Here is a 26,825-nt window from a genome sequence, read left to right as displayed (position 1 = left end):
ACGCTACTCGTCGCCATCCTCGACCTCCGACGTGTTCGGCCGGCCCTCGAACCGGGTCGAGAGCACGAGCGTGGTCCGGGTCCGCGCCACGCCGTCGATCCGGCGCAGCCGGCCCAGCGTGTGCTCGAGGTCGTCGACCGTGGCCACCCGCACCTTGACGACGAACGACTCGTCGCCGGCCACCCGGTAGCACGACTCCACCTCGGCGAGCAGCGCCAGCGCCGCCGCCACGTCCTCGTCGTCGGCGACGTCGGTGGGATGGATGCCGATCAACGCGGTCACCCCGAGGCCGACGGCACTCGGGTCGACCACCGCGTGATAGCCCGTGATCACCCCCGTCGCCTCGAGCTTGCCCACGCGCTCGTGCACAGCCGACGCGGACAGCCCCACCTGCCTCCCCAGCTCCGCGTAGGTGGCCCGGCCGTTCTCGCGCAGCGCGGCGATGATCCTGCGGTCCAGCGTGTCCACCGCGGCACTCTAGCGCTCCCGGGCGACCCGGAGCGCGTCTCACGCGCGTGCCCGAACCGGCCGATTTGTCCCTTACTACCTCTTTACCATAAGACAACCGTTCGAGTACCCGATGGTCGAGATGACACGATTGACACGTCCGGATCCAGCACACCTGAGGAGGACATGGTGACTGCTGCACACGTCGGCGAGCGCCTGCTGACCCCGGGCGAGGTCGCGGCCTTGTTCCGGGTGGACCCGAAGACCGTCACTCGCTGGGCGACCGCCGGACGGATCGGCTCGATCCGTACCCCGGGCGGCCACCGCCGGTTCCGGGAGTCCGAGGTCAAGACGCTGCTCGCCGAGCTCACCACCGAGGCGACCAAGGCCACGGGATAACGGCCAGACGGCTGCGGAACGGTTCACCCCCGAACCCCCGAAATCGGAAGAAACGGGCTAACCTCGACTCCAGGACTTCCGGGAGGTGGCTCGATGCTCTACCTGCTCGCCGCGATCGGCGCGATCTGCGTCGCCGTGCTGCTGTGGCGGGCGTTCGTGTCGAACCCCGCCGAAGGCGACGACCGTCGTGCCGTCCGACCCACCCGTCCGGAAGGTCGTCGGCCGGCGCCCATGGCGCCCGACGACGACCCGGAGTTCCTGCGCAAGCTCGGCAAGCACAAGCCGCCGCCGGCCGACCCGGACGGCAAGCCGCCGGTCTGACCGGCGGTTCAGCGCACGTAGTAGAACTCGCTCGGGAACCCGTCCGCCACGGTGGCGGCCAGTTCCAGCAGGGCCAGCCGAGTGGGTGCGGCGAGCCTGTCGAGCTCGATCTCGGCACCCTCTTCCAGGTGCGGGTCGAACGGGATCCGGCACACCGCACGGCAGCGGGCCCCGAAGTGCTGGGCCAGCTTGTCCAGGTCCACCGACCCCGCCCGCGGCCGCACCGAGTTGATCACCGCCACCGAGCGGGAGACCAGGTCGCGGTAGCCGTGCACGTCGAGCCAGTCGAGCGTGGCCGACGCGCTGCGGGCGCCGTCCACCGAGCCGGAGGACACCACGACCAGCGCGTCGGCGATGTCGAGCACGCCCTTCATCGCGGAGTGCATCAGGCCGGTGCCGCAGTCGGTGAGCACGATGTTGTAGAAGTGCTCGAGCAGCGTGACCGTGCGCCGGTAGTCGTCCTCGCTGAACGCCTCGGACACCGCCGGGTCCTGCTCGCTGGCGAGCACCTCGAGCCGGCTCGGGCCCTGTGAGGTGTACGCGCGGATGTCGCTGTAGCGGTGGATCCGGTCGGCGTCGCGCAGCAGGTGCCGCACGGTGGCCGTGGTCTCCAGCGGGATCTTCTGGCTCAGCGTGCCGCGGTCGGGGTTGGCGTCGACCGCGATGACCCGGTCACCGCGCAGCGAGGAGAACGTGGAGCCGAGCGTGGTGGTGGTCGTGGTCTTGCCGACGCCGCCCTTGAGGCTCAGCATGGCGATCTTGTAGCACCCGCGCAGCGGCTGGTTGACCCGCGTGATGAGCTCGCGGCGCTCGAGGTCCGCGGGGCTCTCGCCGACGTTGATGAGGTGCCCGCTGGCCACGAAGACGGCCTTGCGCCAGCCGGACTGCGGGCGGCGCTTGACCTGCTTGAGCAGCTTGGCCGACGACAGCTCGTCCGCGTGCGGCGGCCGCTGCTGGGGGTGCTGCTGCTGAGCCATCTGGTACTGCGGCTGGGGCTGCTGCGGCTGCGGGGGGTAGCCCTGCGGCGGGTACTGCTGCTGGGGCAGCGGGCCCGACGGCACGCGCTCCGCGTAGTGCGGCCCGGACACCGACGGGTCGGCGTAGGGGCGCGGCCCGGAGGCGTTGGGGTCGAGGTACTGCTGGGGTCCCGACGGCGTCTGCTCGGTGTAGTGCGGGCCGGACGGGGTGGGGTCCGGGTAGTGCGGGCCGCTCGAGGCCGGCTCGGTGGGAACCGGGTGCGGCGCCGAGTCGGTGCGCGCGTCCTCCTCGAGCGACGACGCCAGCGGCCGCGGCCCGAAGTCCTCGGTCGCCGCCTCGCCGCTCTCGTGCCTGGCCCCCTGCGGCATCCAGCTGAAGTCGTGCCGCGGAGCCGGATCCTGACCTACGCCAGCCGCGTCCGACTCGCCCTCACGCCCACTCACCGCTGGGTTCCTCCCTGAAAAGACTGCCCGAGACCGCCTCCGCAGGCGACGGTAGTCGTTGCCGCGGAAGACCGTCGACACCGGGGCCTGCCGGTCTTCGCACCAGCAACCACGGGGCCGGCTCGGGCAGCCTGTCCGGGTGGCGCGTCAGCCGCCGAGCAGACCGCCCAGCGGGTTGATCATGCTCAGGGCGGGCTGGCTGCCGCCGCCGGTGCTCAGCAGACCGGTGACCGGGGAGAGGATGCCGCCGACGGTGTCGGTGACCGGCTTGACGACGCCGCTGACCGTCTTGGTCACCGGGGTCAGCACCTGCTCGACCGGACCGGGCTTCGGGGCGGGCTTGGGGGCCGGCGCCGGAGCGGGGGCCGGCGCGGGTGCCGGGGCGGGCGCGGGTGCGACGTTCTCGCCGCCGCCGCTGTGGCTCGCACCGGTCGGGTGGCCGCCGGTGCCGCCGCCCGCCTGCGGGGCCTGCTGCACCGGCACGGCGACCCTGGGGGCCGCGGCGGCCGGCTTGGTGGGCTGCGCGGACTCCGGCTTCTTGTCGGCGGGTGCGGCCACGCCGGGGGCACCGCCGTCGTTGGGGCCGTGGCCCGGCGCCGAGGGCGCGTGCTCGGGGGCCCCGTCGCCCACGGCCGGCAGCGCGCCGCCGTTCAGGCCGAGCGCGCCGGCGGCGAAGGTGCCGGCGACGAGCAACGCGCCGGCGGCGACCCCGAAGGTCCACCGCTTGCTGGCGCCGTTGCCCTCGGCCACGTCGGCCGGGTCCTCGTAGACCCTGCGCACACCGAGCGGATGACCCTCTCGGTGCAGCAGTCGCTCGGCCGGCACACGCTCGCGACCGCCGTAGGCAGCTGCGTAAGTCACAACACCCTCCTGGCCCCTTTTGTGCTCACCCATAAGGATGAACGTTGGCGAACCCCGGTGGCGGAGAGTACCGATAACGGCGAGAGTTGTCTAATGATGCTGATCAGGTGATCACGCGAACGTGGACCGTGACAGAGATCCAGCACGCAGCCGCGCCGACGATCGGTAGCCCCGGGGGTGGCTCAGCCGTTGGCGTAGGAGTGGAGCCCGGCCACGACGAGGTTGATGAAGAATAGGTTGAACACCATCATCGCGAACGCCACGATGTTGATCACCGCCGCGCGACCGCCCCGCCAGCCCGCGGTGGCGCGCGAGTGCAGGTACGCGGCGTAGACGACCCAGGCGATGAACGCCACGGTCTCCTTGGGGTCCCAGCCCCAGAACCGGCCCCAGGCCGACTCAGCCCAGATCGCGCCGAAGATCACGCCCGCGGTGTAGATCGGGAACGCGAACACCGTCGTGCGGTAGGCGACCTGGTCGAGCACGTTCGCGTCCGGCAGCCGGGTGGCCCACTCCGGCTTGCGGGTCTTGACCAGGTACAGCACGCTCACCACGCCCGGCACGAGCACCATGCCGCTGCCCAGCGCGATCGAGAACACGTGGATCACGAGCCAGTAGGACTGCAGCGCGGGCTGCACGGGCGCGGCGGTGGAGTAGAGGACGACCCCGCCCAGGAACATGAGAAGAATCACCGGCAGCAGCACCCACACCGACAGGTGCCGGATCGGGAACCTGCGCAGCAGCACGAGCCACGTCACGACCGCCGTGAGGCTGAGCGTGGCGCCGAACTCGTACATGTTGCTCCACGGCACCCGCCCGGTGGCGAGGCCACGCAGGGCCAGCGCGGACAGGTGCAGCAGCGCGCCGAGCACGATCAGCGACACCGACATCCGGCCGAACCGCTCGGCGCGGCCCCGGCCGGCCGGCTCCTCGGTCTCCACCGGCTCGTCGGACGCGGCGGACTCGTCGAGCTCGGCGGGTGCGCCGGCGCCGACGAGGACCCGCGCCCGGGTGGCCACCGTGGTGCGGCGGCCGAAGGCCTGCTCGATGAGGGAGAACACCATCGCCAGCACGTACACGCCGACCGCGGCGCCGTAGCACCAGTCGCTGTAGGTGGAGAGCGTCTCGTCGACCGGCATCAGGTCTCCCTCCCCGCGGTGACGTCCTGCCTCGCGGCGTTCCCGTCAGCGGTGTCCTCAGAGCTGTCTTCGGAGCTGTCTGCAGAGCTGTCGTCCGGGCCGTCCTCGGGTGCCGGTTCGCCGAGCAGGTCGGCGGCGAACCTGCGGAACTCCTCGCCGTAGCCGGCCTGGTCGGTGCGCGCCAGCCCACCGAGCAGCACCACGGTACGGCGGCTGCCGTCCGGGCCGGGGCCGGGGTCGCCCGTGATCGGGACCGCGCGCACCCAGAACCGCCGGCGCTTGACCACCAGCGACGTGCCGAGGCCCAGCACCAGCAGGACCGCGAAGCCGAGCACCCACACCTGCGCCGGGTCGTGCGAGACCTGCAGGTACACCCAGCGCTGCACGCCGTCGAACCGGATCACCGTGCCGTCGTCGAGCCGCAGCTGCTCACCGGGGCGCAGGTTCTGCCGCGCGACCCGCTTGAGCCTGCCGCTGTCCAGCATCGACTGGTTGACCGAGAAGATCGACTGACCGCGGCCCGACTCGTTGCCGAGGTCGCCGCGCAGCACGTCGACCGCGACGGCCGGGTCGCGCAGGTCCGGGAAGCCGGAGCCGAGGAGCTTGCCCTGGAAGGCCGCGGTGGGCGCGAACAGGCCGGTGATCGCGAGCTGCTTCGTGCGGCGCTCGGCCGGGTCGGTGACGCCGGGCGGGTCGAACTTGGTGGCGCCCTCGGACAGGTAGCTGGGGTCGACCTGGCGCCACTGGGTGGTCTGGGTGCGCTTCTGGCCGTTCGGGAAGGTGACCGTGAACGTCGGCGCGTAGCCGTTGCCGAGCAGGTAGACCCGGTCGCCCTCGACCCGCAGCGGGCCGTTGACCTCCAGCGGGTAGGGCCGCCAGGTGTTCGTCTCGAGGTCGGCGCCGGCCTGGTACCGCAGGTCCGCGCGGAAGTAGTCGGCCTGGCCGGTGGGCAGGTAGTGCGCGGTGAAGTCGTCGACCTTGACGCAGAACTCGTCGAGCTCGGTGCCGTCGACCCGCAGGCCGGGGCGGAAGGAGTCGTAGGCGAAGGTGCCGGAGTTGCAGAACTCGGAGCCGTTGGCCATGACGATGACCTGGCCCTCGTAGTTGAACATCTTGCCGATCGCGAGCGCGACGATGAGGCCGAGCATGGCGAAGTGGAAGACGAGGTTGCCGGTCTCGCGCAGGTAGCCGCGCTCCGCGCTGATGCTGCGGGCGCCGTCCTCCTCCGTGCGCTCCTCGAGCCGCCAGCCCTTGAGCCGCCGCTTGGCCCTGGCCATGACCTCGTCGACGGTCTCGCCGGACCCGCCCTCGCGGTGGTGCGGCAGGCGGGCGAGGTTGCGCGGGGTGATGACCGGCTTGGCACGCAAGGACTTCGCGTACTCGACCATGCGCGGGGTGAGGCAGCCGACGAGGGAGACGAACAGCAGCAGGTAGATCGCGGAGAACCAGACGCTCGCGTAGACGTCGTAGAACTCCAGCCGGTTGAGGAGCTGGCCCCACCAGCCGTGCGCGTCGATGTAGTCGTCGACCTTGGTCGCGTTGAGGCTGCGCTGCGGCAGGAGCGCGCCGGGCAGCGCGGCGAGGGCGAGCAGGAACAGCAGCACCAGGGCGGTGCGCATGGAGGTGAGGCCGCGCCAGGTGTTGCGCAGGAACGCGGTCATAGCGGGAGGACCGTGTCGGTGACGACGGTGTCCCGCAGCCACGCGGTGATCTCGCCCCAGAGCCCGGTCACGAGCAGCACGCCGACGACGAACAGAAGGCCACCTCCGACGAGTTGGATGGTCCGGCTGTGGCGGCGCAGCCAGCCGCTGGTGCGCACGGTCCAGCGCGCGCCGAGCGCGATGACCAGGAACGGCACGCCGAGCCCGACGCAGTAGACGAGGACCAGCAGGAAGCCCCGCGCGGCGGTGCCCCCGGTGCTGCTGGCGATGATCATCACGCCGGAGAGGGTCGGGCCGACGCAGGGCGTCCAGCCGAGCCCGAAGATGGCGCCGAGGATGGGTGCGCCGGCCAGGCCGAGCCTGGGGACGCGGTGGATGCGGACGTCGCGCTGGAGCCCGGGGATGAGGCCGATGAACACGAGCGACATGGCGATGGTGACGACGCCGCCGATGCGCTGGAGGAGCTCCTGGTTGACCAGCAGGGAGTCCGCGAGCCACACGAGACCGCCGACGGTGGCCGCGAAGACGAGCGTGAACCCGAGGACGAAGAGCCCGACGGCACCGACGACCCGCCACCGCCCCGCCATGGGCGGCTCCTGGGTCTGGGTCTCCTGGGTCTGCGTCTCCTGGGTCGAGGGGGCGCCCGAGGACACCTTCACCGGCGGGGCGTCGGCACCCACCAGGGCGGCCAGGTAGGCCAGGTAGCCCGGCACCAGCGGCACCACACACGGGGAGGCGAAGGAGATCATCCCGGCCAGCAGCGCCACCCCGCTGGCCACCAGCAGCGGGCCGTCGACGGCGAGGGCGGTCGTCGGGTCCACGGGGTCAGGGTAGGCACCGCGCGTGCCAGCGCCGTCGCCGCCTCCCCGCGGGAGTGGCCGGCGCTACTACTTCTCAGCGGTGAGGCGGTCCACCACGGGGAGGAGGTCCTCGGCGAGCAGGTCACGCAGGAAGACCGCGGCCACCCGGTGCTGCTTGTCCAGCACGATCGTCGACGGGACGACCGAGCGGGGGTAGCCCTTCAGCGCCAGCAGCGAGCGGCCCGGCGGGTCCCAGATCGACGGGTAGGTCAGGCCCGTGTCGCGGACGAAGTCCTGCGGTGCCGTGCGGTCGAAGTCGCGGACGTCGATGCCCAGGACCTCGACGCCGGCCGCCTTCTCCTTGTAGACCTTCTCGAGCTCCGGTGCCTCGACGCGGCAGGGCGGGCACCAGGCGCCCCACAGGTTGAGGACCACGACCTTGCCCTTGAAGTCCGAGACGGCGATCTGCTTGCCGTTGGTCATCAGGTCCTCGCCGGACACGGGCGGGATCGGCTGCCGGTCGGCGCCGTCGTAGCGGATCTCGTCCTTGCCGCCGGGTGACACGAACTGGAACTCCGTGCCGGTCTGGACCGCGTCGGTGCCCGTGGAGCAGCCGGCGAGCAGGAGCAGGACGACGAGAAGCAGCCGCCTCACGCGCCGGTGACCTTCGGGCTCGACGCGCCGGCCGGCTCGGTGTAGCGGATCGCCACGAGCCGGGAGTCCTCGAACAGCAGCGAGGTGAGCGAGGCCAGCGAACACTGCCGCCGCCGCGGGTCGTGCCACAGGCGCTTGCCCTCGAGGAAGCGCCGGAGCGTCCAGATCGGCAGCTGGTGCGACACGCACACCGCCTCGTGCCCCTCCGCCTGCTGGCGGGCCCGGTACGCCGCCGCCAGCATCCGCCGCGCGATCGTGACGTACGGCTCGCCCCACGACGGCAGGAACGGGTTGCGCAGCTTGGGCCAGTGCCGCGGCGAGCGCAGCGCCCCGTCCCCGACGGCCACCCGCAGGCCCTCGAACACGTTGTCCGCCTCGATCAGCTGCTCGTCGGTGTCCAGCGACAGCTGGTGGGAGTCGGTGATGGGGCCCGCGGTCTGCTGCGCGCGCTCCAGCGGCGAGGCGACCACGTACCCGATGTCGTTGCCCGCCAGGTGCTCCGCGACGATCAGCGCCTGCCGCTTGCCCAGCTCGGACAGCCCGAACCCGGGCAGCCGCCCGTAGAGCACGCCGGTCGGGTTCTCGACCTCGCCGTGCCGCACCAGGTGCACGGTCGTGCGTGTGGTCACCGCTCCCCCTCCGAAGCCGCGGCCGCCGCGGCGGCGGCGGCCGGTAGCGCCGCCGCGATGACCTCGAACACCGCGTCGTCCATCGCCGCGTTGACGAACCAGGCCTCGAACGCGCTCGGCGGGGCGTACACCCCGCGGGCGAGCAAACCGTGGAAGAACGCGGGGAACCGCCACGTCTGCGCGGCCTTCGCGCCCGCGTAGTCCCGCACCGGGTCGGCGGTGAAGAACACGCTCAGCAGGTTGCCGGCGAACTGCACCCGGTGCGCCACTCCCGCCTCGGACAGCGCGTTGCCGATCAGCGCGCCGAGCCGGGTGGCGTGCGCGTTGAGCGCGGTGTAGACCTCCGAGGTCGCCGTGCGCAGCGACGCGAGGCCCGCGGCCACCGCGACGGGGTTCCCCGACAGCGTGCCCGCCTGGTAGACGGGGCCGGACGGGGCCAGCGCGGCCATCACGTCGCGGCGGCCGCCGAACGCCGCCGCGGGCAGGCCGCCGGACATCACCTTGCCGAACGTGTAGAGGTCGCCGGCCACCGACTCGAGGCCGTACCAACCGGCCGCCGACACGCGGAAGCCGGTCATCACCTCGTCCATGACCAGCAGCGCGCCGTGCGCGGTGCACAGGTCGCGCAGGGCCTGGTTGAAGCCCGGCTCGGGTGGGATCGCGCCCATGTTGCCGGCCGCCGCCTCGGTGATCACCGCGGCGATCTCGCCGCCCTGCGCGGCGAAGACGGCCTCGACGGCGGCGATGTCGTTGTACGGCAGCACGATCGTGTCCGCGGCCGCGGCACCGGTGACGCCGGGCGTGGTGGGCAGGCCGAGCGTGGCGACCCCCGAGCCCGCGTCGGCGAGCAGCGCGTCGACGTGGCCGTGGTAGCAGCCGGCGAACTTCACGATCTTGCGCCGCTCGGTGAACCCGCGAGCCAGCCGGATGGCGCTCATCGTGGCCTCGGTGCCGGAGTTGACCAGCCGCACGGCCGCGACCGGGGCGACCCGGCCGATGATCTCCTCGGCGAGCTCGATCTCGCCCTCGGTGGGCGTGCCGAACGACAGCCCCGACCCCGCCGCCACGCGGACCGCGTCGACCACCGCCGGGTGCGCGTGGCCGAGGATCATCGGACCCCACGAGCTGACCAGGTCGACGTACCTGGTGCCGTCGGCGTCCCAGAGATAGGGGCCCTCGCCGCGGACCATGAACCGCGGGGTGCCGCCGACCGCCTGGAACGCGCGGACCGGCGAGTTGACCCCGCCGGGAGTGACCGCCCGCGCCCGCTCGAACAGTGCCGCGGACCGCCGTGCCGTCTCCACCTCAGTCCTCACCGGCCACCTTCGCAGATCGCTTGGCCCGCTTGGGCCGGGCCCGCACCGCGAGCACGACCTGCCGCAGCGCGTCGAGCACGAGCAGCGCCGCGAGCGTGCCGAACCCGATGGCCGCGCCGAGCCAGTTGCCGTAGATCCTGGTCGACTCCAGCTCGGTGCCGTTCCCGACGACCGTGGTGATGGTCGAGAAGCCGCGTGGCCACGCCCAGAACGCGAGCCATACCAAGCCACCCGCCGCCAGCAGCTCGACGAGCGCCACCAGCGCCCGCGCCGGCCGGTGCAGCCGGCCCGGCTCGGTAGGCGGCGGCGCGACCAGCTCTTCGGTGGCCTGCGGTGCTGTCATGAGCAAAAGCCTCTCATCAGCGGTTGCGGCCGCGCCGGGCGAGCTGGCGCTTCTTGTGCTCGGCGAAGTACGCCGACGACTCGGGGCGGAACAGGTAGATCACCGCGGTGACGGAGAACGCCACGTCGGCGAGGCTCCACATGAGCTCCAGGGCGGCGCCCGAGCTGGCCACCGAGGACAGGAAGTTGATCAAGCCGATGGCCGCGAACACGGTCAGCACCATGCGGGCCCAGTTCCGCCCGGCCCGCATCTTGACCGCGAACAGCACGAACAGCACGGCGAACAGCAGGATGCCGATGGCGAGCATCACCTGCATCGTGCCGATCGCGTTCGCGACCTCCGCGTCGCCGGCGGGCTGGTTGGCGTCCTCGAGGACCTGGCGGACGAGGCGTTCGAGCCACTGGCGGTCGAGCAGCACGGTGACGACCGTGGCCACCATCGAGATGGCGGTGCTGGCGAGGCTTGCCTGGAACGCGTTGTCGATCGCCTTGGGGCGCGGGATCCCGCCACCGAGACCGCCACCGTGACCACCGCTGTGACCACCGCCGAGACCACCGTCCTGGACGGGCGGCATCGGCTCGGGCGAGAAGCCGTCCTCGCGGGGGTTCGACACCCCCTCATTCAACATGACCGGCCTCGGGCTCGACGAGGCGGCGCAGCGCGTCCCGCAGGCCGTCGTAGTCGCGGGCCCAGGCGAGGACCACCTTGCCGTCGTCGAGCCGCACGGGGATCTCGGTCGTCCTGCGTGGGGCCGTCCAGCCGCCGCCGAGGATCTTGGCCCCCGTCGGCGTGCCGACGTCGGTGATCGCGGCGATCCGGGACGTGGCCAGGTGCTCGCGGCCCTGGGTGAGCGTGCCGGTGGTCAGCCGCACGAGGTAGACCTTGCGCCGCGCGGACACCCACACCGTCGCGATGCCGAACAGCCCGACGCCGACGACGAACCAGGGCAGCCAGTGCACCGGCCCGGTCGTGGCCTCCACACCCGCGCCGATCGCGGCGAACAGCGGGCCCCACAGCACCGGCCACCACGACGAGCCCTGCTCGGCGAACAGCACCGGCGCGTCGGGCTCGTCGTCGGTGGCCGGCCCGGTCACCTGGTCGTCGGGCGCGGACCGAAGTAGTCGCGCGCGGCCGGCGTGTACATCAGCGCGGTGGCGATGGCGGCGAGCAGCGCGGACAGCAGGCCTGCCTGGGTGCGGAACAGCACGTAGTAGAAGATCACCACGATCACGACGACGACCGTGAGCATCATCCGCGCCCGCCGCACGCCCTCCTGTGCCTTGTAGGCGAAGAGCCCGAACAGCACGGCGAACACCACGGTGACGACCATGTGCATCCACAGCAGCGTGGTCATGCCGTCGGCGATCTGCTGCGGGGTGATCTTCGGGTCCTTGTTGGCCTTGACGACGTCGTTGATCAGGCCCTGCTTGTTCATCAGCATCAGGATCCCGCCGAAGATGCCGACCACACCCGCGGCGGCCCACAGGTACAGCGAGACGCGCAGGATCCGCGGCGTCGTCCTGTCCCCGCGGTCGCGCGCGGCCTCGCGGGCCGTCGGCATCACGGGCGGCTCCTCCGGTGGTGGCGGCGCCTTCTCGAGCTCCGCCATCAACGGCTCGTCCTCGACCGCCTCGTCGGCGTCGGGCCGATCCTTGGGGTCCGAATTGCCTGGCTTCGTCACGGGCGGCAGGTTACCCCTTCCTCCTGCGGCTCAACGCAACCAGGCCGCGACTTCCGCGGCCCAGTAGGTGAGCACGATGTCCGCGCCGGCCCGGCGGATGGCGGTGAGCGACTCGAGCACGGCCGCGCGCCGGTCCAGCCAGCCGTTGGCCGCGGCGGCCTCGATCATCGCGAACTCGCCCGAGATCTGGTACGCCGCAACGGGAACGTCGCTGATCTCGGCCACCGCGCGGATGACGTCGAGGTAGAGCATGGCCGGCTTGACCATCACCAGGTCGGCGCCCTCGTCGAGGTCCAGCCGGACCTCGCGCAGCGCCTCCCGGACGTTGCCCGAGTCCTGCTGGTAGGTCTTGCGGTCGCCGGTGAGCTGGGACTCGATGGCGTCGCGGAACGGGCCGTAGAACGCCGAGGAGTACTTCACGGAGTAGGCGAGGATGCCGGTGTCGGTGCGGCCGGCCCGGTCGAGCGCCTCGCGGATCGCGCCGACCTGGCCGTCCATCATCCCGCTGGGCCCCAGCAGGTGCGCGCCGGCCTCGGCCTGCGCGAGCGCCATCTCGCCGTACACCCGCAGCGTCGCGTCGTTGTCGACGCGGCCGTCGTCGTCGAGCACGCCGCAGTGGCCGTGGTCGGTGAACTCGTCGAGGCACAGGTCCGACATCAGCACGGTCTCGTCGCCGAGCTCCGCGCGCAGGTCCCGCAGCGCCACGTTGAGCACGCCCTTGGGGTCGACGCCGCCGGAGCCGACCGCGTCGCGCTTCTCGGGCACGCCGAACAACATCAGGCCGCCGACACCGGCCTGCACCGCCTCGACCGCGGCCTTGCGCAGGCTGTCCCGGGTGTGCTGGACGACGCCGGGCATGGTCGCGATCGGCACCGGCTCGGTCACGCCCTCCTTGACGAACATCGGCAGCACGAGCTGGTTCGGGCGGATGGTGGTCTCGCCGACCAGCCCGCGCATCGCGGCCGTGGTCCGTAACCGGCGGGGCCGGTGGCTGGGGAACATGCGCTTCCTCCCGAACAGAAGTTCGCGACTGGTTAGCGGCGGGCTCGCTTCGTCTTGCGCGGCGGCGGCAGCGCGCCCTCGGCCCTCAGCCGGGCGGCGTGCTCGGCGAGCGCGTCGACCAGCGCCGGCACGGTGGGGTGCTCCGGCTGGACGTCCACCCGCAGGCCGAACTCCCGCGCGGTCTCCGCGGTCTTCGGGCCGATGCAGGCGACGAGCGTGCGGGTGTGCGGCTTGCCGGCGATGCCGACGAGGTTGCGCACGGTGGACGACGAGGTGAAGCACACCGCGTCGAAGCCACCCGTCTTGATCATCTCGCGGGTGTCGGCGGGCGGCGGCGCGGCGCGCACCGTGCGGTACGCGGTCACGTCGTCGATCTCCCAGCCGCGGTCCCGCAGCCCGGCCGCCAGCGTCTCCGTGGCGATGTCGGCGCGCGGCAGCAGCACCCGGTCCACCGGGTCGAGGATGTCGTCGTAGGGCGGGAACTCGTCGAGGAGGCCCTCGCTCGACTGCTCACCCGAGGGCACCAGCTCGGGGATGATGCCGAAGCTGCGCACCTTCGCCGCGGTGGCCTCGCCCACGCAGGCGATCTTCACGCCGGAGAACGCGCGGGCGTCGAGGCCGAACTCGGCGAACTTCTCCCACACCGCGCGCACCGCGTTGGTGGAGGTGAAGATCAGCCACTGGTAGCGGCCGTCGACGAGGCCCTTGACCGAGCGCTCCATCTGCGCGGGGCTGCGCGGCGGCTCGACGGAGATCGTCGGCACCTCGGACGGGATGGCGCCGTGCAGCCGCAGCCGCTCGCTCATCTCGCCGGCCTGGTCCTTGGTCCGCGGCACGAGCACCCGCCAGCCGTAGAGCGCGCGGGACTCCCACCAGGAGAGCTTGGTCCGGCCGGACACCGCCTGGCCGACCGTGACGACCAGGTTGCCGGCGATCTCGCCGGCGTCGGCCGCGAGCGAGGCGAGCGTGGTGTCCAGCGTGCGCTGGCCCGAGCCCGTGCCGTCGGCGGTGACCGCGACCGGCGTCTGCGCGGCGAGGCCGTGCTCCACCAGCGCGGAGGCCGCCTCGGCCAGGTGGCTCGAACTCGCCAGCAGGACGATCGGGCCCGGGGTGGCCGCGAGGCCCGCCCAGTCGACCTCGCCGCGGACGTCGACCTCGGTGTGCGTGGAGCCGAGCGCGATGCCGGCGTAGGCAGGGACCGCGGTGGCCGGCGGCACGCCCGGCACGACGTCGAACACGGCGCTGGTGCGGGCCACCGCCTGCGCCTCGGCGACGAGGGCGGCGTGGGTCAGCGGGTCGCCGGACACGAGCCGGATCACGACCCGGCCCGCCTTGGCCTCGGTCACGAGGTCCTTCGCGACGTCGGCGGGGTCGCCGACCGCGGGACGGACCTCGGCCTCGGGGTCGGCGAGCGCCAGCACACCGGCCGGTACGTCCGGGTCGGTCACGACGAGCTCGGCCCGGGCGATCAGCTCCTGCGCCCGGACGGTGAGAAGCCCGGCGTCGCCGGGCCCGGAGCCCACGAACGCGATGCGTCCCGAGCTTTTTCGGGTACGGGTGGTCATTTCTCGGCCGCCTCTTTCAAAATAAGCATCGTCTATCAATTACGACTCCGGGCCTGACAGCACGCCGGCTCCGAGCTCGAGCAGCTCGGCGGCCAACGCACGCCCCAGCTGCTCACCATCGCTCATCTCACCGGTGGCCGAGGCCCGCAACAAATCGACGGCCGAGCCCTGCGCCGAGCCGTCGGGGGTCCAGTTCGCGGCCGCGACCCCGCGCAGCGACAGGCGGTGAACCACCCGGTCGTCGCTGTCGAGGTCCTCGACCACTTCGGCCAGTGCGCCGACCGGGGCGTTGCAGCCGGCCTCGAGCGCCGCCAGCATGGCTCGCTCGGCGCCCACCGCTACCCTGGTGGCCTCATCGTCCACAATGGACTGAAGGAGGTGTTCGGTATCCACGTCCTCGACCCGGCACTCCACCGCGAGCGCCCCCTGGGCGGGCGCGGGCAGCACCTGGATCGGGTCCAGCACCTCGGTGATCACGTCGAGCCGGCCGAGGCGGGCGAGGCCGGCCCTGGCCAGCACGACCGCGTCGAACTCGCCGTCGGCCACCTTGCGGATCCGGGTGTCCACGTTGCCCCGGATCGCCACGATGTCCAGGCCGAGCCCGAGCGCCTGGATCTGCGCGGCCCGGCGCGGCGAGCCGGTGCCGACCCGGGAACCGGGCGGCAGCTCGCCGAGCGTCAGCGAGTCCCTGGCCACCAGCGCGTCCCGCGGGTCGGCGCGCGGTGGCACCGCGGCGAGCGACAGCCTCGGGTCGGGCTTGGTCGGCAGGTCCTTGTAGGAGTGCACGGCGACGTCGACCGTGCCGGCGGCGAGCGCGTCGCGCAGCGCCGTGGTGAACACGCCGACGCCGATCTCGGCGATCGGCGCCGACGAGCGGTCGCCCGGCGTGACGACCGTGACCAGCTCCACCGTCACGCCGGACTGCTCCAGCTGTGCGGCGATGGTGCCGGTCTGGGCCAGCGCGAGCGCGCTGCCCCGGGTGCCGATCCTGATCGTGCGGCTCACCGGAGCTCACCGTCCAGCTTCGCGGCGGCCTTCACGGCGGCCTTCGCGACGGCGGTGGGCACGCTCGGGTCGAGCTGGAACAGCTCGCGCAGGGCCTCCGCGTACTCGGCGCCGCCGGGGCCCGACGCCAGCTCCTTGACCCGCACGGTCGGCGTGTGCAGCAGCTTGTCGACGACCCGGCGGACGGTCTGCGCGAGCTCGGCCCGCACCCCGCCCTCGAGCTCCGGCAGCCGCGAGTCGAGCCGCAGCAGCTCGGCGTCGACGACCTCGGCGGCCCGCCGGCGCAGCGCGGTGACCGTGGGGGTGACCTCGGCCGAGCGCTGGGTGGCGAGGTAGCCGCGGACCTCCTCGGCGACGATGCCGCTGGCCCGCCGGGTGTCCAGGCCGCTCGGCGCCTCGGCGAGGCGGCGCTGCAGGCTCTCGAGGTCGACGATCGTGACGCCGGGGACGTCGGCGACCGCGGCGTCCACGTCGCGCGGGAGGCCGAGGTCGCAGATGACCAGCGGGCGGACGCGCGGGGCCACGGCGGTGGTGTCGACGACCGTGCCGGTGGCGCCGGTGCAGGAGACCACGAGGTCCGCGGCGGCGATCTGGTCGGCCAGCTCCCCGAGGCCGACCGCGCGGGCGGTGACGCCCTGGCCGGCCAGGTTCTCGGCGAGCCGCGCGCCGGTGCGCTCGGTGCGGTTGGCGATGACGATCTCGCCGATGCCCGCGCGGCGCAGTGCCGCGGCGGCGAGCGACCCCATCGAGCCGGCGCCGACGAGCAGCGCCCGGCGCCCGGCGAGACCGCCGAGCCGCGTGTCGGCGTCGGCGAGCGCCTCGGAGACCACCGAGCCGCCGGCCTTGTCGAGCTCGGTCTCGGCGTGCACCCGCTTGCCGACCCGCAGCGCGCGCTGGACGAGCTCGTGCAGCGTGCGGCCGACCGTGCCGGCCTCCCGCGCGGTGTTGTAGGCGGTGCGGACCTGGCCGAGGATCTGCGACTCGCCGACCACCATGGAGTCGAGCCCGGCGGAGACGGCGAAGAGGTGCTCGACGGCCGCGGTCGCGTAGTGCACGTAGAGGTGCTCGTACAGCTCGGTGGTGTCGAGGCCGGAGTGGCGGCCCAGCACGCCCACGATGTCGGCGAGCCCACCGTGGAAGGCCTGCACGACCGCGTAGACCTCGACCCGGTTGCACGTGGTGACCAGGGCGGCCTCGACGACGTTGTCGCACTGCATCAGCTCGCCGAGGACCTTGCCGACCTCGCCGGCCGGCACCGCGGCCTTCTCGAGCACGTGCAGGTCGGCCGATCTGTGCGACATCCCGACCACAAGGATGCTCATCTGCGCACCACCACCCCGTTCGGCGCCGTCCCGTTGACCCGGCCGTCGACCCGGGGTGCGGGCGTGGCGTCGTCGGCGGGCGCGTGGTCCGCGCGGCGGGCCACATGGAAGGACAGGATCTGCAGCTCGACCGCGAGGTCGACCTTGCGCACCTCGACCGTCTCCGGAACCTGGAGGACGACCGGGGCGAAGTTCAGGATGCACTCGACGCCGGCCTGCACGAGCCGGTCGCACACGGCCTGCGCGGCGGGCGGCGGGGTGGCGATGACGCCGATGGTGATCTCGCGGGCGGCACACACCGCGCGGATGTCGTCGATGTGGTCGACCGGGATGCCGCCGACGGGCACGCCCATCAGGTCCGGGTCGACGTCGAAGAGCGCCGTGACCGGGAAGCCGCGGCCCGGGAAGCCGCCGTAGTTGGCGAGCGCGTGGCCGAGGTTACCGATGCCCACCACGGCGACGCTCTGCTCGCGGGTGAGGCCCAGGACCCGCTCGATCTGGTCGACGAGGACCTCGACCTCGTAGCCGACGCCGCGGGTGCCGTAGGAGCCGATGTAGGACAGGTCCTTGCGCAGCTTGGCGGAGTTGACCCCGGCCGCGACGGAGAGCTCCTCGCTCGAGACCGAGCTGATGCCCTGCTCCCGCATGCCGGACAGGACGCGGAGGTAGACGGCCAGCCGGGCGACGGCGGCCTCGGGAATGGCGCGGGCCCGGTCCCGCAGGCCGTTGCCGTGGATCGCGGGCATCGGCGTGGTGATCTCGGCGGCGTTCTCGGCCGGCGCCCGTGGGGTTCTACCGGCCGCACCGGACTGGCCACGCTGCGCCACGCTGATACTCCTTGACAGATTCGCCCCTGGGATGTGCTTAACGGTAGCCGCTTGTGAACGTAGGCACAAAGTCGCAAGCCAGGGCAGGGTCGGCGGTCTAACTCCTGTGTACTACTGCCCGGTCGCACAAGGCTGGAGGGGTGGCCGCGGTCACCCCCCGCTCACGCCGCGCTGATCGAGATCGTGTGCCAGCCGGTGGCACCGTCGGGGGCGGGCGGGGCGTAGCGGTCGGTCTGCGTGTATCCCGTGCGATCGGTGGCGCGGACCGCGAGCCGGTGGTCGCCCGAACCCACGTCGAGGTCCACCCGCCACATGCGCCACGTGTTGCGGTCGACCTCGGCACCGAGCCGCGCGGGGTGCCACTCGCCGTCGACGGCGACCTCGACCCTGTCGATGCCGACGGTGGGCGCCCAGGCCACGCCGGCCACGGTGAGCCCGCGGCCCGTGTTCGCGCCGTCCCGCGGGCTGTCGATGCGCGACTGGGTCTTGACCGGCCCGCGTGCCGACCAGCCGCGCGGGATCCAGTAGCCCTGCGCGGCGGCGAACGTGGTCACCTCCAGCGTGGTGAGCCACTTCGTCGCCGAGACGTACCCGTACAGGCCGGGCACCACCAGCCGCGCGGGGAAGCCGTGCTCGACCGGCAGCGGCTCGCCGTTCATGCCGATCGCGAGCAGCGCGCCGCGGGCCGGGTCGAGGACCGTGTCGATCGGGCTGCCGGCGGTGAAGCCGTCGACGCTCGTGGACAGCAGCTGGTCGGCACCCTTGCGGACGCCGGCCTCGTCGAGGATGTCGCGCAGCGGGACGCCGATGAAGTTGGCGGTGGAGACGAGCGAGCCGCCGACGTCGTTGGACACGCACGCCATGGTGATCGGGCGCTCGATGAGCCGCCGGCCGCGGATGTCGGCGAAGTCGAGGGTCAGCTCGTGCTCGACCATGCCGCGGACGCTCAGCCGCCACTCTTCGGCGGTCATCCGGGGCACGGTGAGCGCGGTGTCGATGCGGTAGAAGTCGCCGTTGCTGGTGATGAAGCTGCTGGTGCCGGGAAAGTCGGCGTTGGCGGGTAGCCGTGGGGCCGGCTCGGCGACCCGCAGCCGGCCGACCTGCCGGCGGGAGGCCTCGACGTCGACGCGGGAGCCCAGCAGCTGGCCGGCCGCGCCGAGCACGCCCGCGCCGACCACGACCCCGGCGGAGATGCGCATGAAGCGCCTGCGGTCCTGCGACGTCGTGCCGGCGGCCGCGGCCTGCTTGTGCAGCCAGGAGAACCCGCCGACGCCGACGAAGAGGCTGGCGGCCGGCGCGAGGAAGCCGAGCTGCCCCAGGTCCGGGCGGGACAGGACGGCGACGAAGCCGATCGCCCCGAGCCCGGTGGCGACCAGCTGGCCGGGCCAGGGCTTGTGCCGCGAGACCAGCCCGGCGCCGACCGCGAGCGCGAGGATCACGACCGTGACGCCGATGAACAGGACGGTCTTGTCCAACGTGCCGAAGGTGTTCTTGGCCCACTCGGTGACCGGGTGCGGCGAGAGGTCCCGCACCCAGTTGCCGACCGCGACGAACGGCGAGGCCGGCAGCCCGACGAACCCGGCGACGAGCTGCCCGGCCGCGAGCGCGGCGAGCAGCGACCCGAGCGCGACCGTGATCGCCCGGCCGCGGCTCAGCCCGGCGCCGGGCGGTTCCGCGGTGGGCGACTGGGCACGCGTGTCGAGTTGCACGTCTCCATCATTCGCCGCCGACGGCCCGGCGGATGGCCGGAACGGGTTACGGACTCCTTACCGGGCGGCCCTTGGCGAGGCCGCCCGCCGCGGCCCGGCGTCAACGGTCCACCGAACCGACCCGGAAGGTGGCCCGACATGAACCCGACCGCATACCCCGCCCACGTCCCCGCCCACGTCCCTGCCCAGCACGGCGTGCCGCCGTGGCACACGCCGCCCGCCCTGCCGCCGGTCCCGGTCGCGGGGCCGCCGCGCCGCCGGCGCGGCCCGGTCGTGCTCGTGGCCCTGCTGATCGCGATGACCGTCGCCGCCGGCACGTTCGGCGCGCTCTACGTGAGCGCGAGCGGCGGCGAGTCGTCCGCGACCGCGGCGGTGGCGGCCAAGGACAAGGAGCTGCGCGACGCGCGGGCCGAGCTGACCGACGCGCGGACCGCGCGCAAGGAGGCGGAGGCGAGCCGCGACGAGGCGACCTCGGCCCGCGACGACGCCACGGGCCGGGCGAGCACGGCCGAGGCCACCGCGCAGCGGCTGCAGGCCTGCCAGCTCGCGTCGAAGGACCTGCTCACCGCGCTGAAGGGCGACCCGAAGGCACCGCAGACGCAGAAGGCCGCGACGGACGCGCTGACCCGGATGTCGATCGCCTGCCAGTAGGCCTGTGTGCCAGTGCTTCAGCCGGACGTGAGCGCGGCCCGCAGGCGGTCCTCCTCGACCTGCCAGTAGCCGTGCTCGACGTTATCGACGAGGATCACCGGCACGCGGTCGCCGTACTCGGCGCGCCACTCGGGATCGGTGTCGACGTCCCGGACGGTCCACTCCACGCCCAGGTCCGCACAGATCCTGGCCACGTCGGCCTCGGCCACCTCGCAGTTGTGGCAGCCCTGCCGCGACATCACGGTCACCATCTACGCGACGGTACCCCGCAGGCTCGCCCGCCGGACCTTGCCGGTGACCGAGTACGGCAGCGACTCCACGAACTCGACCGACCGGGGCACCTTGAACCGCGCCAGCCGCTCGGCGCAGTGCTCGCGCACGGCGTCCTCGGTGAGCGAGGCACCCGGCCGCAGCACCAGCACGACCTTCACCTGTTCGCCGGTCCGCTCGTCCGGCATCCCGACGGCGGCCGACTCGACCACGTCGGCGAGCTCGGCGAGGACCCGCTCGATCTCGTTGGGGTAGACGTTGAACCCGTTGACGATGATCAGGTCGTTCGCCCGGTCGACCAGGCACAGGTCGCCGTCGGCATCGAGGTAGCCCACGTCGCCGGTGCGGAACCAGCCGTCCGCGTCCGGGCCGTGCGCGCCGTCGGGCCAGTAGCCGGAGAACAGGTTGGGCCCGCGTGCGGCGACCCGGCCGGTCTCCGACGCGTCGCCGTCGTCCCAGGTGTCGAACCACTCCGGCTCGTCCGGGTCCGGCGCGGCGCCGACCGGGTGGCCGTCGGAGTCGACCAGGACGAGCTCGACACCGGGCAGCGGCCGGCCGACCGAGCCGGGCTTGGCGTAGCCGCCGACCAGCGTCGACGTGAGCACCGGGCCGGTCTCGGTGAGCCCGTAGCCCTCGAACACCGACAGCCCCGTCGCCTGCTTGATCGCCGTGAGGACCGCCGGCGGCAGCGGCGCGGCACCCGAGGTGAGCAGCCGCACGGTGGACAGCGCCTCGGCGAGCCGGTCGGCCGGGATCGCGGCGAACGCCTGGTACATCGCCGGCACGCCGACCAGCGCGGTGACCCGGTTCTCCGCGCACACGGCGAGCGCCCGCTCGGCGCCGAAGGTCTCCAGCAGCACGGCGGTGGCACCGGCCGCGGCGACCTGCAGCAAGCCCGGGCCGAGCCCGTAGGCGTGGAACAGCGGCACGACCAGCAGCACCCGGTCGGTGGCGGTGACCGGCGCGGGCTTGAGCGCGGCGCACTGCCCGACGTTGGCCAGCAGCGCGCGGTGGGACAGCATCACGCCACGCGGCACGCCCGCGGTGCCGGAGGTGTAGCAGAGCACCGCGATGTCCTCGCCGCCGCGCGCCCGCTCGGGCAGCGTCATCTCGGGCGTGGCGTCGAGGTCGGGCGGCGCGAGCACGGTGACGTCGCCGGCCGCCCCCTCGCCGACGAGGAGCTCGGCGCCGCTGTCGGTGAGCACCCGCTCGAGCTCGCGGGCCGGGGACTGCGTGCTGATCGGCACCGCGATGCCGCCCGCGCGCAACACACCGAAGAGCGCCACGGCAAACTCAGGACTCGTGGGCAGTACGACAGCGACCCGGTCGCCGGGCACGAGGCCGGCCTGCAGCAGCGTGCCGGCGAAGCTGTCGACGGCCGTGTCGACCTGCTGCCAGGTCAGCGTCCGGCCGGACGCGTGGTCGACGAGTGCCGCGTGCCGTGGCACCCTCTTCCCGGCCTCGGCGACCAGGTCGGCGACATTGCCGGTCGGCGCGTCGACCATGGGAACACCTCCGCTTTTCGACACCGGAATCCCGCAACGTTCCCGCAGTGTGGCACGACTCACTTGCGTCACCGTTGACCACCTGGCGAGTCTCGAGCCAGCACTGCTACCTACTACGAAGTAACCACACGTATGCTGCCTAAGGCTCCGGTCGGCGGTGCGGCTGGCCGGGAACCGACGAGGGAGTGGCCCATGCCGTCCGTGCGCCCAGCTCCGCGGGACGCAGCGGGGGCAACGCCGCCCGGGCCCGGCGCGTCCGCGCAGGTAGAGGGCATCCCGCACCAGGAGCCGGGCGGTTCGTGGGACCTCGTGCACGCCGCGCAGGAAGGCGACCGGTCCGCGTTCGCCGAGCTCTACGACCGCTACGTCGACGTCGTGTTCCGCTACGTGCTCTTCCGGGTCGGGGATCGAGAGCTCGCCGAGGACGTCACGAGTGAGACCTTCCTCCGCGCGCTGCGCCGGATCACCTCGGTCACCTACCAGGGCCGCGACGTCGGCGCCTGGTTCGTCACGATCGCCCGCAACCTCGTGCTCGACCACGTGAAGTCCAGCCGGTTCCGGCTCGAGGTGGCCACCGCGGAGGTCGACGACTCTCGCCGGGTCGAGTCCGGGCCCGAGCAGCAGGTGCTCGCGGGGGCCACCAGGTCGGCCCTGCTGGAGTGCGTCCAGCAGCTCGGTGACGATCAGCGCGAGTGCATTGTCCTGCGGTTTCTCCAGGGACTGTCGGTGGCCGAGACCGCCGCGGTGATGGCCCGCAACGAAGGCGCGGTGAAGGCGTTGCAGCATCGGGCCGTGCGCCGGCTGGCCCAGCTGCTCCCGCCGGAGCTGCGCTGAGGCGAAATTCGTTGCGTGGGGCCGTAACCCGCCCCCTTTCGGATCGTTCACAACACGAGATCCTGGATGGGTTCCAGGAACGACACGGAGCACGATTGTGGAAAGCGGACCGGATCGCGAAGACGCCGAGCACGACCGCACCGTCGTGCCGGCTCTGGCGTGGCTGGCCCCGCTCACCGCACCGACGAGCGCGGAACGCGACCGCATCCGCGAACGAATCCTCGCCGGCTTACCGGAGGCGCCGGTCCCCGGCGCCGGCCCCACCAGGGTCGCCGCGGTCGCGACCACCACAGACCGAGTGCGCCGGTCCGGTCCGGCCGCACCGGGGAGAGCCGCGCGGGCACGTCGGGGGCCGCGCGGCCCCAAGAGCCGGTCCGATCGATCCGACAGACCCGGCCGGGAGCCGGCGCGTCCGATGTCCGGCGCCCGGGCCCGGTTCGCGATCGCCGCGGTGGCGGTGCTCGCGCTCGTCGGCTCGCTCGCGGGGATGAGCCTGCTGCTCGCCCGCGACGCGCTGCCCGGCGACGCTCTCTACGGCGTCAAGCGCACCGCCGAGGCGGCCTCCCTCGGCCTCACCTTCGGTGCCGAGCCCAAGGCGCTCAAGCACCTCGAGTTCGCGAGCGCCCGGGTCAGCGAGATCGAGACGCTCGCCCGGCGCTATCCCGGCCGCGACAGCGCGCCGGTCGGCGGCTACCTCACCGCGCTCACCGACTTCGACAACGACGCCGCGGCCGGCTCCCGCCAGCTGATAGCCCTGGCCACCCGCGCCGACGGGCGCCAGCTCGACGCGCTGCACGCGTGGGCGCGGCAGCAGAGCGCGCGGCTCACCGACGTGACGTCCCGGCTGCCCGCGGCCGCCCGCAACCGGGAGACCGCCACGCACGGGCTGCTCGACAAGATCTCGACCAGGGCGGCGGCGCTGTTCGCGCGGATGGACTGCTACCAGATCACCTCGGGCTCGTTCGATGACGTGGGGGCGCTGCCCGCGGCCGGGGTCTGCGAGAAGGCCACCGGCACCGCCCCGGACCCGAACGCGCCGAAGCCCTCGGGCGTGCCCGGTGCCAGCGCGGTCCAGCCGACGGTTCCGCCGCGGGGGACGGATCCGCCGACACCGGGCCTGCCGACCCCCGCGCTGCCGCCGCTGCCGCCCGTGGCGCGGACCGTGCCGCTGCCTCAGCCGGGTATCCCCCAGCCGGGTACCCCTCAGTCGGGCGCCCCGCAGCCGCCGGCCGGCCTGCCCACGGTCGTGCTCCCGCTGCCGCTGCCGACGGTGGAGTTGCCGCCGTTGCTGCCGGGGCTGCCCGGCGTGCGGATCGGGGAATGACCAGCATCGCTACGCTGTCAGTGGAGTTGCACCTGTGGTCGGATGCGCGGAGGCGATGCCGTGTCCCTGTGGCGTGGCCGTGAGAAGGAGCCGGAGCTCGAGCAGCTGGCGACGCTCGCCGGCGAGGCCTCGGCGGAGGCCGCGGTCGTTCTCGGACGTGCCGAGCCCGACGAGCCCGGCCGCCCCACGCTGCCCGTGGACCTCACCGCGGCGGCGTTCTTCGACGTGGACAACACGATGATGATGGGCGCGTCGATCTTTCACTTCGCCCGGGGCATGGCCGCGCGCAAGTTCTTCACCAGCTCTGACCTGGCCAAGTTCGCCTTCCAGCAGGTGATGTTCCGGGTCGGCGGCCGCGAGACGCATGACGGGATCCGCAACGCCCGCGAGTCCGGCCTGTCCTTTGTGGCCGGTCATTCCGTCGAGGAGCTAATGGCCCACGGCGAGGAGATCTACGACGAGCTGATGGCCGACAAGATCTGGCCGGGCACGCGAGCCCTGGCCCAGATGCACCTCGATGCGGGCCAACGCGTCTGGCTGGTGACGGCCACCCCGGTGGACCTGGCCACGATCATCGCCCGGCGGCTGGGCCTCACGGGCGCGCTGGGCACGGTGCTCGAGAGCAAGGACGGCGTCTACACGGGCAGGCTTGTCGGAGAGATGCTCCACGGCCCGGCCAAGGCCCACGCGGTCCGCGCCCTGGCGGCGCGGGAAGGCCTGAACCTCCGCCGCTGCACGGCGTACTCCGACTCGGCGAACGACGTGCCGATGCTGTCGGTGGTCGGCACGGCGGTGGCGGTGAACCCGGACGGCTCACTGCGCGAGACGGCCCGCAAGCGCGGCTGGGAGATCAGGGATTTCCGCACGGGCCGCAAGGCGGCGAAGATCGGCGTGCCGAGCGTGCTGGGCGCGGGGGCGGTGGCAGGCGCGGTAGCCGCGGGCCTGGCGTACCGCAAAAGAGATCGCTTGATCTGAGGACGAGCCAAACCCCCGGCGACGCGAAGCGAGCAAGAGAAGGCGCAGACTCCGGCGCGAAGCCCAAGAGCGGGTAAGGGCTAGCGAAAGACGGACTCCCGAGCCGCGAGCATCCCGTTGAGCGTTCCCTGAATCGTCTCCCGCACCTGCTCCGCCATGTCAAGCACCAGAGAATGATCCTGATCCGTATCCGGCGCCGCGAGATCGGTCCGAACAGGCTCCCCGAAATCAATGGTCCACTTCGTCGGCAACGGCACCGCCCCGAGCGGCCCCAGCAGCGGAAACAACGGGGTGATCGGGAAATACGGCAGCCCGAGAAGCCGGGCGAGCGGCCGGATGTCGGCGATCTTCGGATGGATCTCCTCCGCGCCGACGATCGAGCACGGGATGATCGGCACCCCGGCCCGCAGCGCGGTCGTCACGAAGCCGCCGCGGCCGAAACGCTGGAGCCGGTACCGCTCGCCGAAGGGCTTGCCGATCCCCTTGAAGCCCTCGGGCCACACGCCGACCACCTCGCCCGCGCGGAGCAGGCGCTGCGCGTCCGAGCTGCACGCGAGGGTCTGGCCGGTCTTGCGCGCGATGCTGCCGAGCACCGGCACCTTGAACACCAGATCCGCGCCCAGCATCCGCAGGTGCTTGCGCTCGGGATGGTTGTCGTGCACGGCGACCGCGGTCATCACGGCGTCCCACGGCAGCGTGCCCGAGTGGTTGGCCACCACCAGGGCGCCGGTGCCGGCGGGCAGGTTGGCGGCGCCCGTGACGGTGACGCGGAACCACTTCTCGTAGATGGCCCGCAGCAGGGGCATCAGCACGGCGTCGGTGAGCTCCGGGTCGAAGCCGAAGTCGTCGACCGGGTACTCGCCGGTCAGCCGGTGACGGAGAAATCGCGCGGCGCCGGCCAGCAGGCCCGGCTCACGCGCGGGCCGTGGGTGCAGCTCGGTCACCGGCGCCGGTGGGCCGGTGACGGTTGCCGGGCGGACGTGCACCGTCCCGTTGAGCGCCCGGCGCGGAAGGGGGATCACCTCGGCCGTACGACCGTTCACCTGGGTCAGCTCCTAGTGCGCGGTGCGCACGTAGTCATCGAATGCGTCGGCCGTGGACCACGTCGGCGTGAACCCGAACGTGGTCTTCAGCCGGGTCGTGTCGATCACCCGGCCGTAGTTGAGCAGCCGCGCGAGGTCCGGCGAGAAATGCACCGGGGCGGCGCCGCGCACCAGCTTGGTGGCGGCGGGAATCGCCGCTCGCAGCATCGGCAGCGCGACCCGGCCGGCCCGGCGCACGGCCTGGGACAGCAGGATCACCCCGTCGCCGCCGACGTTGAACACCCCGGGCAGGTCGTGCAGGGTGGCCCGCTCCAGCGCGGCGACCGCGTCCTGCGGGTGCAGGAGCTGCACGCGCGCGTCGAAGCCGAGCACCGTCGGCACCACCGGCAGCCGGAAGTACCGGGCCAGCGCGGTGTCCACGCCCGGCCCGATCAGCTCGGCCAGCCGCATCGTCGTGAGCGTGACGTCGGGACGGCGCCGCGCGAAGCCGCGTGCGTACGCCTCGATCTCGGCGGGCTCGCGGTCCCGCCCGCCCGCCGGCGGGTCCTTCTCGGTGAACACCGCGGGTGAGGTGGCGCTGGCGCCGTACACCTCGGCGGTGGACTTGACCACGAGCTTGCGCACACCCGCTGACCGCTGGCAGGCGGCCAGGAGCTGCATCGTGCCGATGACGTTGCGTTCCTTGATGGCCGACCGCGCGGGCCCGACGCTGGCCCGCGGCGCGGCGTGCACCACGGTGTCGACCTCGGCCGAGCTGATGACCTTGGCGATGCGCGGGTCGCGGATGTCCGCGGCCACGAACTCGACCCCCGCGGGCACGCCCGCGTCGGGTGGTCGGGCGTCCACGCCGAGCACTCGGTCGATGGAGGGGTTGGTTGCCAGTCTGGCAGCCAGCCTGCCGCCGAGCTGATCGGCGACTCCGGTCACGAGGACGACGTTGGGCGCCATACGACTCCGATGAATCGATCACTTGTGGAGGACGGCCCGACTATCACGGTGGCGGACCACCGGCGACTGTACAACCAGATTGTGATCAATTTGTCGCTGGCAACGCGTAATTAACGCAGGTCACACGCTGTGATCCCGGATGTCACTCGTATGGCGGCATCCGGGACAAGCGC

Annotated in this window: 29 protein-coding genes; 6 read left to right on the top strand and 23 right to left on the bottom strand. The window is 72.8% G+C overall.

Going from position 1 to position 26,825, the window contains the following annotated elements; genetic code table 11:
• Positions 1-3 precede the first annotated feature (3 nt).
• Positions 4-468, bottom strand: coding sequence for an Lrp/AsnC family transcriptional regulator (locus tag VGD70_RS24220; RefSeq protein ID WP_331085093.1), 465 nt, complete (start codon positions 466-468; stop codon positions 4-6).
• Positions 469-636: 168 nt separating this feature from the next.
• On the opposite strand from VGD70_RS24220, the gene VGD70_RS24215 reads away from it, so the two are divergent.
• Together VGD70_RS24215 and VGD70_RS24210 are read left to right on the top strand one after the other, a co-directional pair.
• Complete coding sequence (locus VGD70_RS24215) at positions 637-846, top strand: BldC family transcriptional regulator (RefSeq protein WP_331085091.1); 210 nt, start codon at positions 637-639, stop codon at positions 844-846.
• Between the two features lie 93 nt (positions 847-939).
• Positions 940-1,167, top strand: coding sequence for a hypothetical protein (locus VGD70_RS24210; protein ID WP_331085089.1), 228 nt, complete (start codon positions 940-942; stop codon positions 1,165-1,167).
• 8 nt (positions 1,168-1,175) lie between these two features.
• Here the strand turns inward: VGD70_RS24210 and VGD70_RS24205 are convergent, their stop codons facing one another.
• From VGD70_RS24205 to VGD70_RS24120, 18 genes are all read right to left on the bottom strand, one after another.
• The gene (locus VGD70_RS24205; protein WP_331085132.1) at positions 1,176-2,513 is read right to left on the bottom strand and encodes a MinD/ParA family ATP-binding protein; all 1,338 of its coding nucleotides are present in this window, start codon (positions 2,511-2,513) and stop codon (positions 1,176-1,178) included.
• 222 nt (positions 2,514-2,735) lie between these two features.
• Positions 2,736-3,449, bottom strand: a complete 714-nt coding sequence (locus VGD70_RS24200; protein ID WP_331085088.1) for a hypothetical protein — start codon at positions 3,447-3,449, stop codon at positions 2,736-2,738.
• Positions 3,450-3,631: 182 nt separating this feature from the next.
• Entirely contained in the window at positions 3,632-4,588 is a 957-nt protein-coding gene (gene ccsB, locus VGD70_RS24195) for a c-type cytochrome biogenesis protein CcsB (RefSeq protein ID WP_331085086.1), read from the bottom strand.
• On the bottom strand, positions 4,588-6,249 hold the full coding sequence (gene resB / locus VGD70_RS24190) for a cytochrome c biogenesis protein ResB (RefSeq protein ID WP_331085084.1): 1,662 nt from the start codon (positions 6,247-6,249) through the stop codon (positions 4,588-4,590). Before resB ends, ccsB begins: the two co-directional genes overlap by 1 nt.
• Positions 6,246-7,070 carry a cytochrome c biogenesis CcdA family protein gene (locus VGD70_RS24185; protein WP_331085082.1) on the bottom strand — a complete coding sequence of 275 codons (825 nt, stop codon included), beginning with the start codon at positions 7,068-7,070 and terminating at the stop codon, positions 6,246-6,248. Before VGD70_RS24185 ends, resB begins: the two co-directional genes overlap by 4 nt.
• Positions 7,071-7,136: 66 nt before the next feature.
• Positions 7,137-7,703 carry a TlpA disulfide reductase family protein gene (locus tag VGD70_RS24180; protein ID WP_331085080.1) on the bottom strand — a complete coding sequence of 189 codons (567 nt, stop codon included), beginning with the start codon at positions 7,701-7,703 and terminating at the stop codon, positions 7,137-7,139.
• Positions 7,700-8,332: a histidine phosphatase family protein gene (locus VGD70_RS24175; protein ID WP_331085078.1), complete on the bottom strand. Its 633-nt coding sequence runs from the start codon at positions 8,330-8,332 to the stop codon at positions 7,700-7,702. The genes VGD70_RS24180 and VGD70_RS24175 overlap by 4 nt, the downstream gene beginning before the upstream one ends.
• Complete coding sequence (hemL, locus tag VGD70_RS24170; RefSeq protein WP_331085076.1) at positions 8,329-9,648, bottom strand: glutamate-1-semialdehyde 2,1-aminomutase; 1,320 nt, start codon at positions 9,646-9,648, stop codon at positions 8,329-8,331. Before hemL ends, VGD70_RS24175 begins: the two co-directional genes overlap by 4 nt.
• On the bottom strand, positions 9,638-9,991 hold the full coding sequence (locus VGD70_RS24165) for a hypothetical protein (RefSeq protein WP_331085075.1): 354 nt from the start codon (positions 9,989-9,991) through the stop codon (positions 9,638-9,640). Before VGD70_RS24165 ends, hemL begins: the two co-directional genes overlap by 11 nt.
• 16 nt (positions 9,992-10,007) lie before the next feature.
• Positions 10,008-10,604 carry a hypothetical protein gene (locus VGD70_RS24160; RefSeq protein WP_331085073.1) on the bottom strand — a complete coding sequence of 199 codons (597 nt, stop codon included), beginning with the start codon at positions 10,602-10,604 and terminating at the stop codon, positions 10,008-10,010.
• 4 nt (positions 10,605-10,608) lie between these two features.
• Entirely contained in the window at positions 10,609-11,085 is a 477-nt protein-coding gene (locus tag VGD70_RS24155; RefSeq protein WP_331085071.1) for a hypothetical protein, read from the bottom strand.
• Complete coding sequence (locus tag VGD70_RS24150) at positions 11,082-11,672, bottom strand: hypothetical protein (protein WP_331085069.1); 591 nt, start codon at positions 11,670-11,672, stop codon at positions 11,082-11,084. The genes VGD70_RS24155 and VGD70_RS24150 overlap by 4 nt, the downstream gene beginning before the upstream one ends.
• A gap of 30 nt (positions 11,673-11,702) precedes the next feature.
• Positions 11,703-12,674, bottom strand: a complete 972-nt coding sequence (gene hemB, locus VGD70_RS24145) for a porphobilinogen synthase (RefSeq protein ID WP_331085067.1) — start codon at positions 12,672-12,674, stop codon at positions 11,703-11,705.
• 32 nt (positions 12,675-12,706) lie between these two features.
• Positions 12,707-14,239: a bifunctional uroporphyrinogen-III C-methyltransferase/uroporphyrinogen-III synthase gene (locus tag VGD70_RS24140; RefSeq protein ID WP_331085065.1), complete on the bottom strand. Its 1,533-nt coding sequence runs from the start codon at positions 14,237-14,239 to the stop codon at positions 12,707-12,709.
• Positions 14,240-14,278: 39 nt separating this feature from the next.
• Entirely contained in the window at positions 14,279-15,244 is a 966-nt protein-coding gene (gene hemC / locus VGD70_RS24135) for a hydroxymethylbilane synthase (RefSeq protein ID WP_331085063.1), read from the bottom strand.
• Entirely contained in the window at positions 15,241-16,566 is a 1,326-nt protein-coding gene (locus VGD70_RS24130; RefSeq protein ID WP_331085061.1) for a glutamyl-tRNA reductase, read from the bottom strand. Before VGD70_RS24130 ends, hemC begins: the two co-directional genes overlap by 4 nt.
• Positions 16,563-17,393 carry a redox-sensing transcriptional repressor Rex gene (locus tag VGD70_RS24125; protein ID WP_331085059.1) on the bottom strand — a complete coding sequence of 277 codons (831 nt, stop codon included), beginning with the start codon at positions 17,391-17,393 and terminating at the stop codon, positions 16,563-16,565. Before VGD70_RS24125 ends, VGD70_RS24130 begins: the two co-directional genes overlap by 4 nt.
• A gap of 161 nt (positions 17,394-17,554) precedes the next feature.
• On the bottom strand, positions 17,555-19,102 hold the full coding sequence (locus tag VGD70_RS24120) for a molybdopterin-dependent oxidoreductase (protein WP_414638040.1): 1,548 nt from the start codon (positions 19,100-19,102) through the stop codon (positions 17,555-17,557).
• 138 nt (positions 19,103-19,240) lie between these two features.
• Here VGD70_RS24120 and VGD70_RS24115 point away from each other — a divergent pair, with 138 nt between their 5' ends.
• The gene (locus tag VGD70_RS24115) at positions 19,241-19,753 is read left to right on the top strand and encodes a hypothetical protein (RefSeq protein WP_331085056.1); all 513 of its coding nucleotides are present in this window, start codon (positions 19,241-19,243) and stop codon (positions 19,751-19,753) included.
• Positions 19,754-19,770: 17 nt separating this feature from the next.
• Here the strand turns inward: VGD70_RS24115 and VGD70_RS24110 are convergent, their stop codons facing one another.
• Positions 19,771-20,004 carry a glutaredoxin family protein gene (locus VGD70_RS24110; protein ID WP_331085054.1) on the bottom strand — a complete coding sequence of 78 codons (234 nt, stop codon included), beginning with the start codon at positions 20,002-20,004 and terminating at the stop codon, positions 19,771-19,773.
• Positions 20,005-21,528, bottom strand: a complete 1,524-nt coding sequence (locus VGD70_RS24105; RefSeq protein WP_331085053.1) for an AMP-binding protein — start codon at positions 21,526-21,528, stop codon at positions 20,005-20,007.
• 192 nt (positions 21,529-21,720) lie between these two features.
• Between VGD70_RS24105 and VGD70_RS24100 the strand changes: the two genes are divergently transcribed.
• From VGD70_RS24100 to VGD70_RS24090, 3 genes are all read left to right on the top strand, one after another.
• Positions 21,721-22,362 carry a sigma-70 family RNA polymerase sigma factor gene (locus tag VGD70_RS24100; RefSeq protein ID WP_331085051.1) on the top strand — a complete coding sequence of 214 codons (642 nt, stop codon included), beginning with the start codon at positions 21,721-21,723 and terminating at the stop codon, positions 22,360-22,362.
• Between the two features lie 415 nt (positions 22,363-22,777).
• Positions 22,778-23,686, top strand: a complete 909-nt coding sequence (locus VGD70_RS24095) for a DUF5667 domain-containing protein (protein WP_331085049.1) — start codon at positions 22,778-22,780, stop codon at positions 23,684-23,686.
• 60 nt (positions 23,687-23,746) lie between these two features.
• Entirely contained in the window at positions 23,747-24,661 is a 915-nt protein-coding gene (locus VGD70_RS24090) for an HAD-IB family hydrolase (protein WP_331085047.1), read from the top strand.
• An 80-nt stretch (positions 24,662-24,741) separates the two neighbouring features.
• Here the strand turns inward: VGD70_RS24090 and VGD70_RS24085 are convergent, their stop codons facing one another.
• Both VGD70_RS24085 and VGD70_RS24080 read right to left on the bottom strand, forming a co-directional pair.
• A complete protein-coding gene (locus VGD70_RS24085) occupies positions 24,742-25,713 on the bottom strand; it encodes a lysophospholipid acyltransferase family protein (protein ID WP_414638042.1) in 972 nt (323 codons plus the stop codon).
• A 3-nt stretch (positions 25,714-25,716) separates the two neighbouring features.
• Complete coding sequence (locus tag VGD70_RS24080; protein ID WP_331085045.1) at positions 25,717-26,652, bottom strand: NAD-dependent epimerase/dehydratase family protein; 936 nt, start codon at positions 26,650-26,652, stop codon at positions 25,717-25,719.
• Between the last annotated feature and the right edge of the window lie 173 nt (positions 26,653-26,825).

It is taken from the genome of Actinophytocola sp. (genome assembly GCF_036402745.1).
GTDB lineage: Bacteria > Actinomycetota > Actinomycetes > Mycobacteriales > Pseudonocardiaceae > Actinophytocola.
This window is presented reverse-complemented; position numbering and strand designations above follow the sequence as displayed.

Coding starts and splice junctions, on each gene's coding strand:
- VGD70_RS24210 (WP_331085089.1), top strand. CDS start 940: ATGCTCTACCTGCTCGCCGCGATCGGCGCGATCTGCGTCGCCGTGCTG.
- VGD70_RS24205 (WP_331085132.1), bottom strand. CDS start 2,513: ATGCCGCAGGGGGCCAGGCACGAGAGCGGCGAGGCGGCGACCGAGGAC.
- ccsB (WP_331085086.1), bottom strand. CDS start 4,588: ATGCCGGTCGACGAGACGCTCTCCACCTACAGCGACTGGTGCTACGGC.
- resB (WP_331085084.1), bottom strand. CDS start 6,249: ATGACCGCGTTCCTGCGCAACACCTGGCGCGGCCTCACCTCCATGCGC.
- VGD70_RS24165 (WP_331085075.1), bottom strand. CDS start 9,991: ATGACAGCACCGCAGGCCACCGAAGAGCTGGTCGCGCCGCCGCCTACC.
- hemB (WP_331085067.1), bottom strand. CDS start 12,674: ATGTTCCCCAGCCACCGGCCCCGCCGGTTACGGACCACGGCCGCGATG.
- VGD70_RS24140 (WP_331085065.1), bottom strand. CDS start 14,239: ATGACCACCCGTACCCGAAAAAGCTCGGGACGCATCGCGTTCGTGGGC.
- VGD70_RS24130 (WP_331085061.1), bottom strand. CDS start 16,566: ATGAGCATCCTTGTGGTCGGGATGTCGCACAGATCGGCCGACCTGCAC.
- VGD70_RS24115 (WP_331085056.1), top strand. CDS start 19,241: ATGAACCCGACCGCATACCCCGCCCACGTCCCCGCCCACGTCCCTGCC.
- VGD70_RS24110 (WP_331085054.1), bottom strand. CDS start 20,004: ATGGTGACCGTGATGTCGCGGCAGGGCTGCCACAACTGCGAGGTGGCC.
- VGD70_RS24105 (WP_331085053.1), bottom strand. CDS start 21,528: ATGGTCGACGCGCCGACCGGCAATGTCGCCGACCTGGTCGCCGAGGCC.
- VGD70_RS24100 (WP_331085051.1), top strand. CDS start 21,721: ATGCCGTCCGTGCGCCCAGCTCCGCGGGACGCAGCGGGGGCAACGCCG.
- VGD70_RS24095 (WP_331085049.1), top strand. CDS start 22,778: ATGTCCGGCGCCCGGGCCCGGTTCGCGATCGCCGCGGTGGCGGTGCTC.
- VGD70_RS24080 (WP_331085045.1), bottom strand. CDS start 26,652: ATGGCGCCCAACGTCGTCCTCGTGACCGGAGTCGCCGATCAGCTCGGC.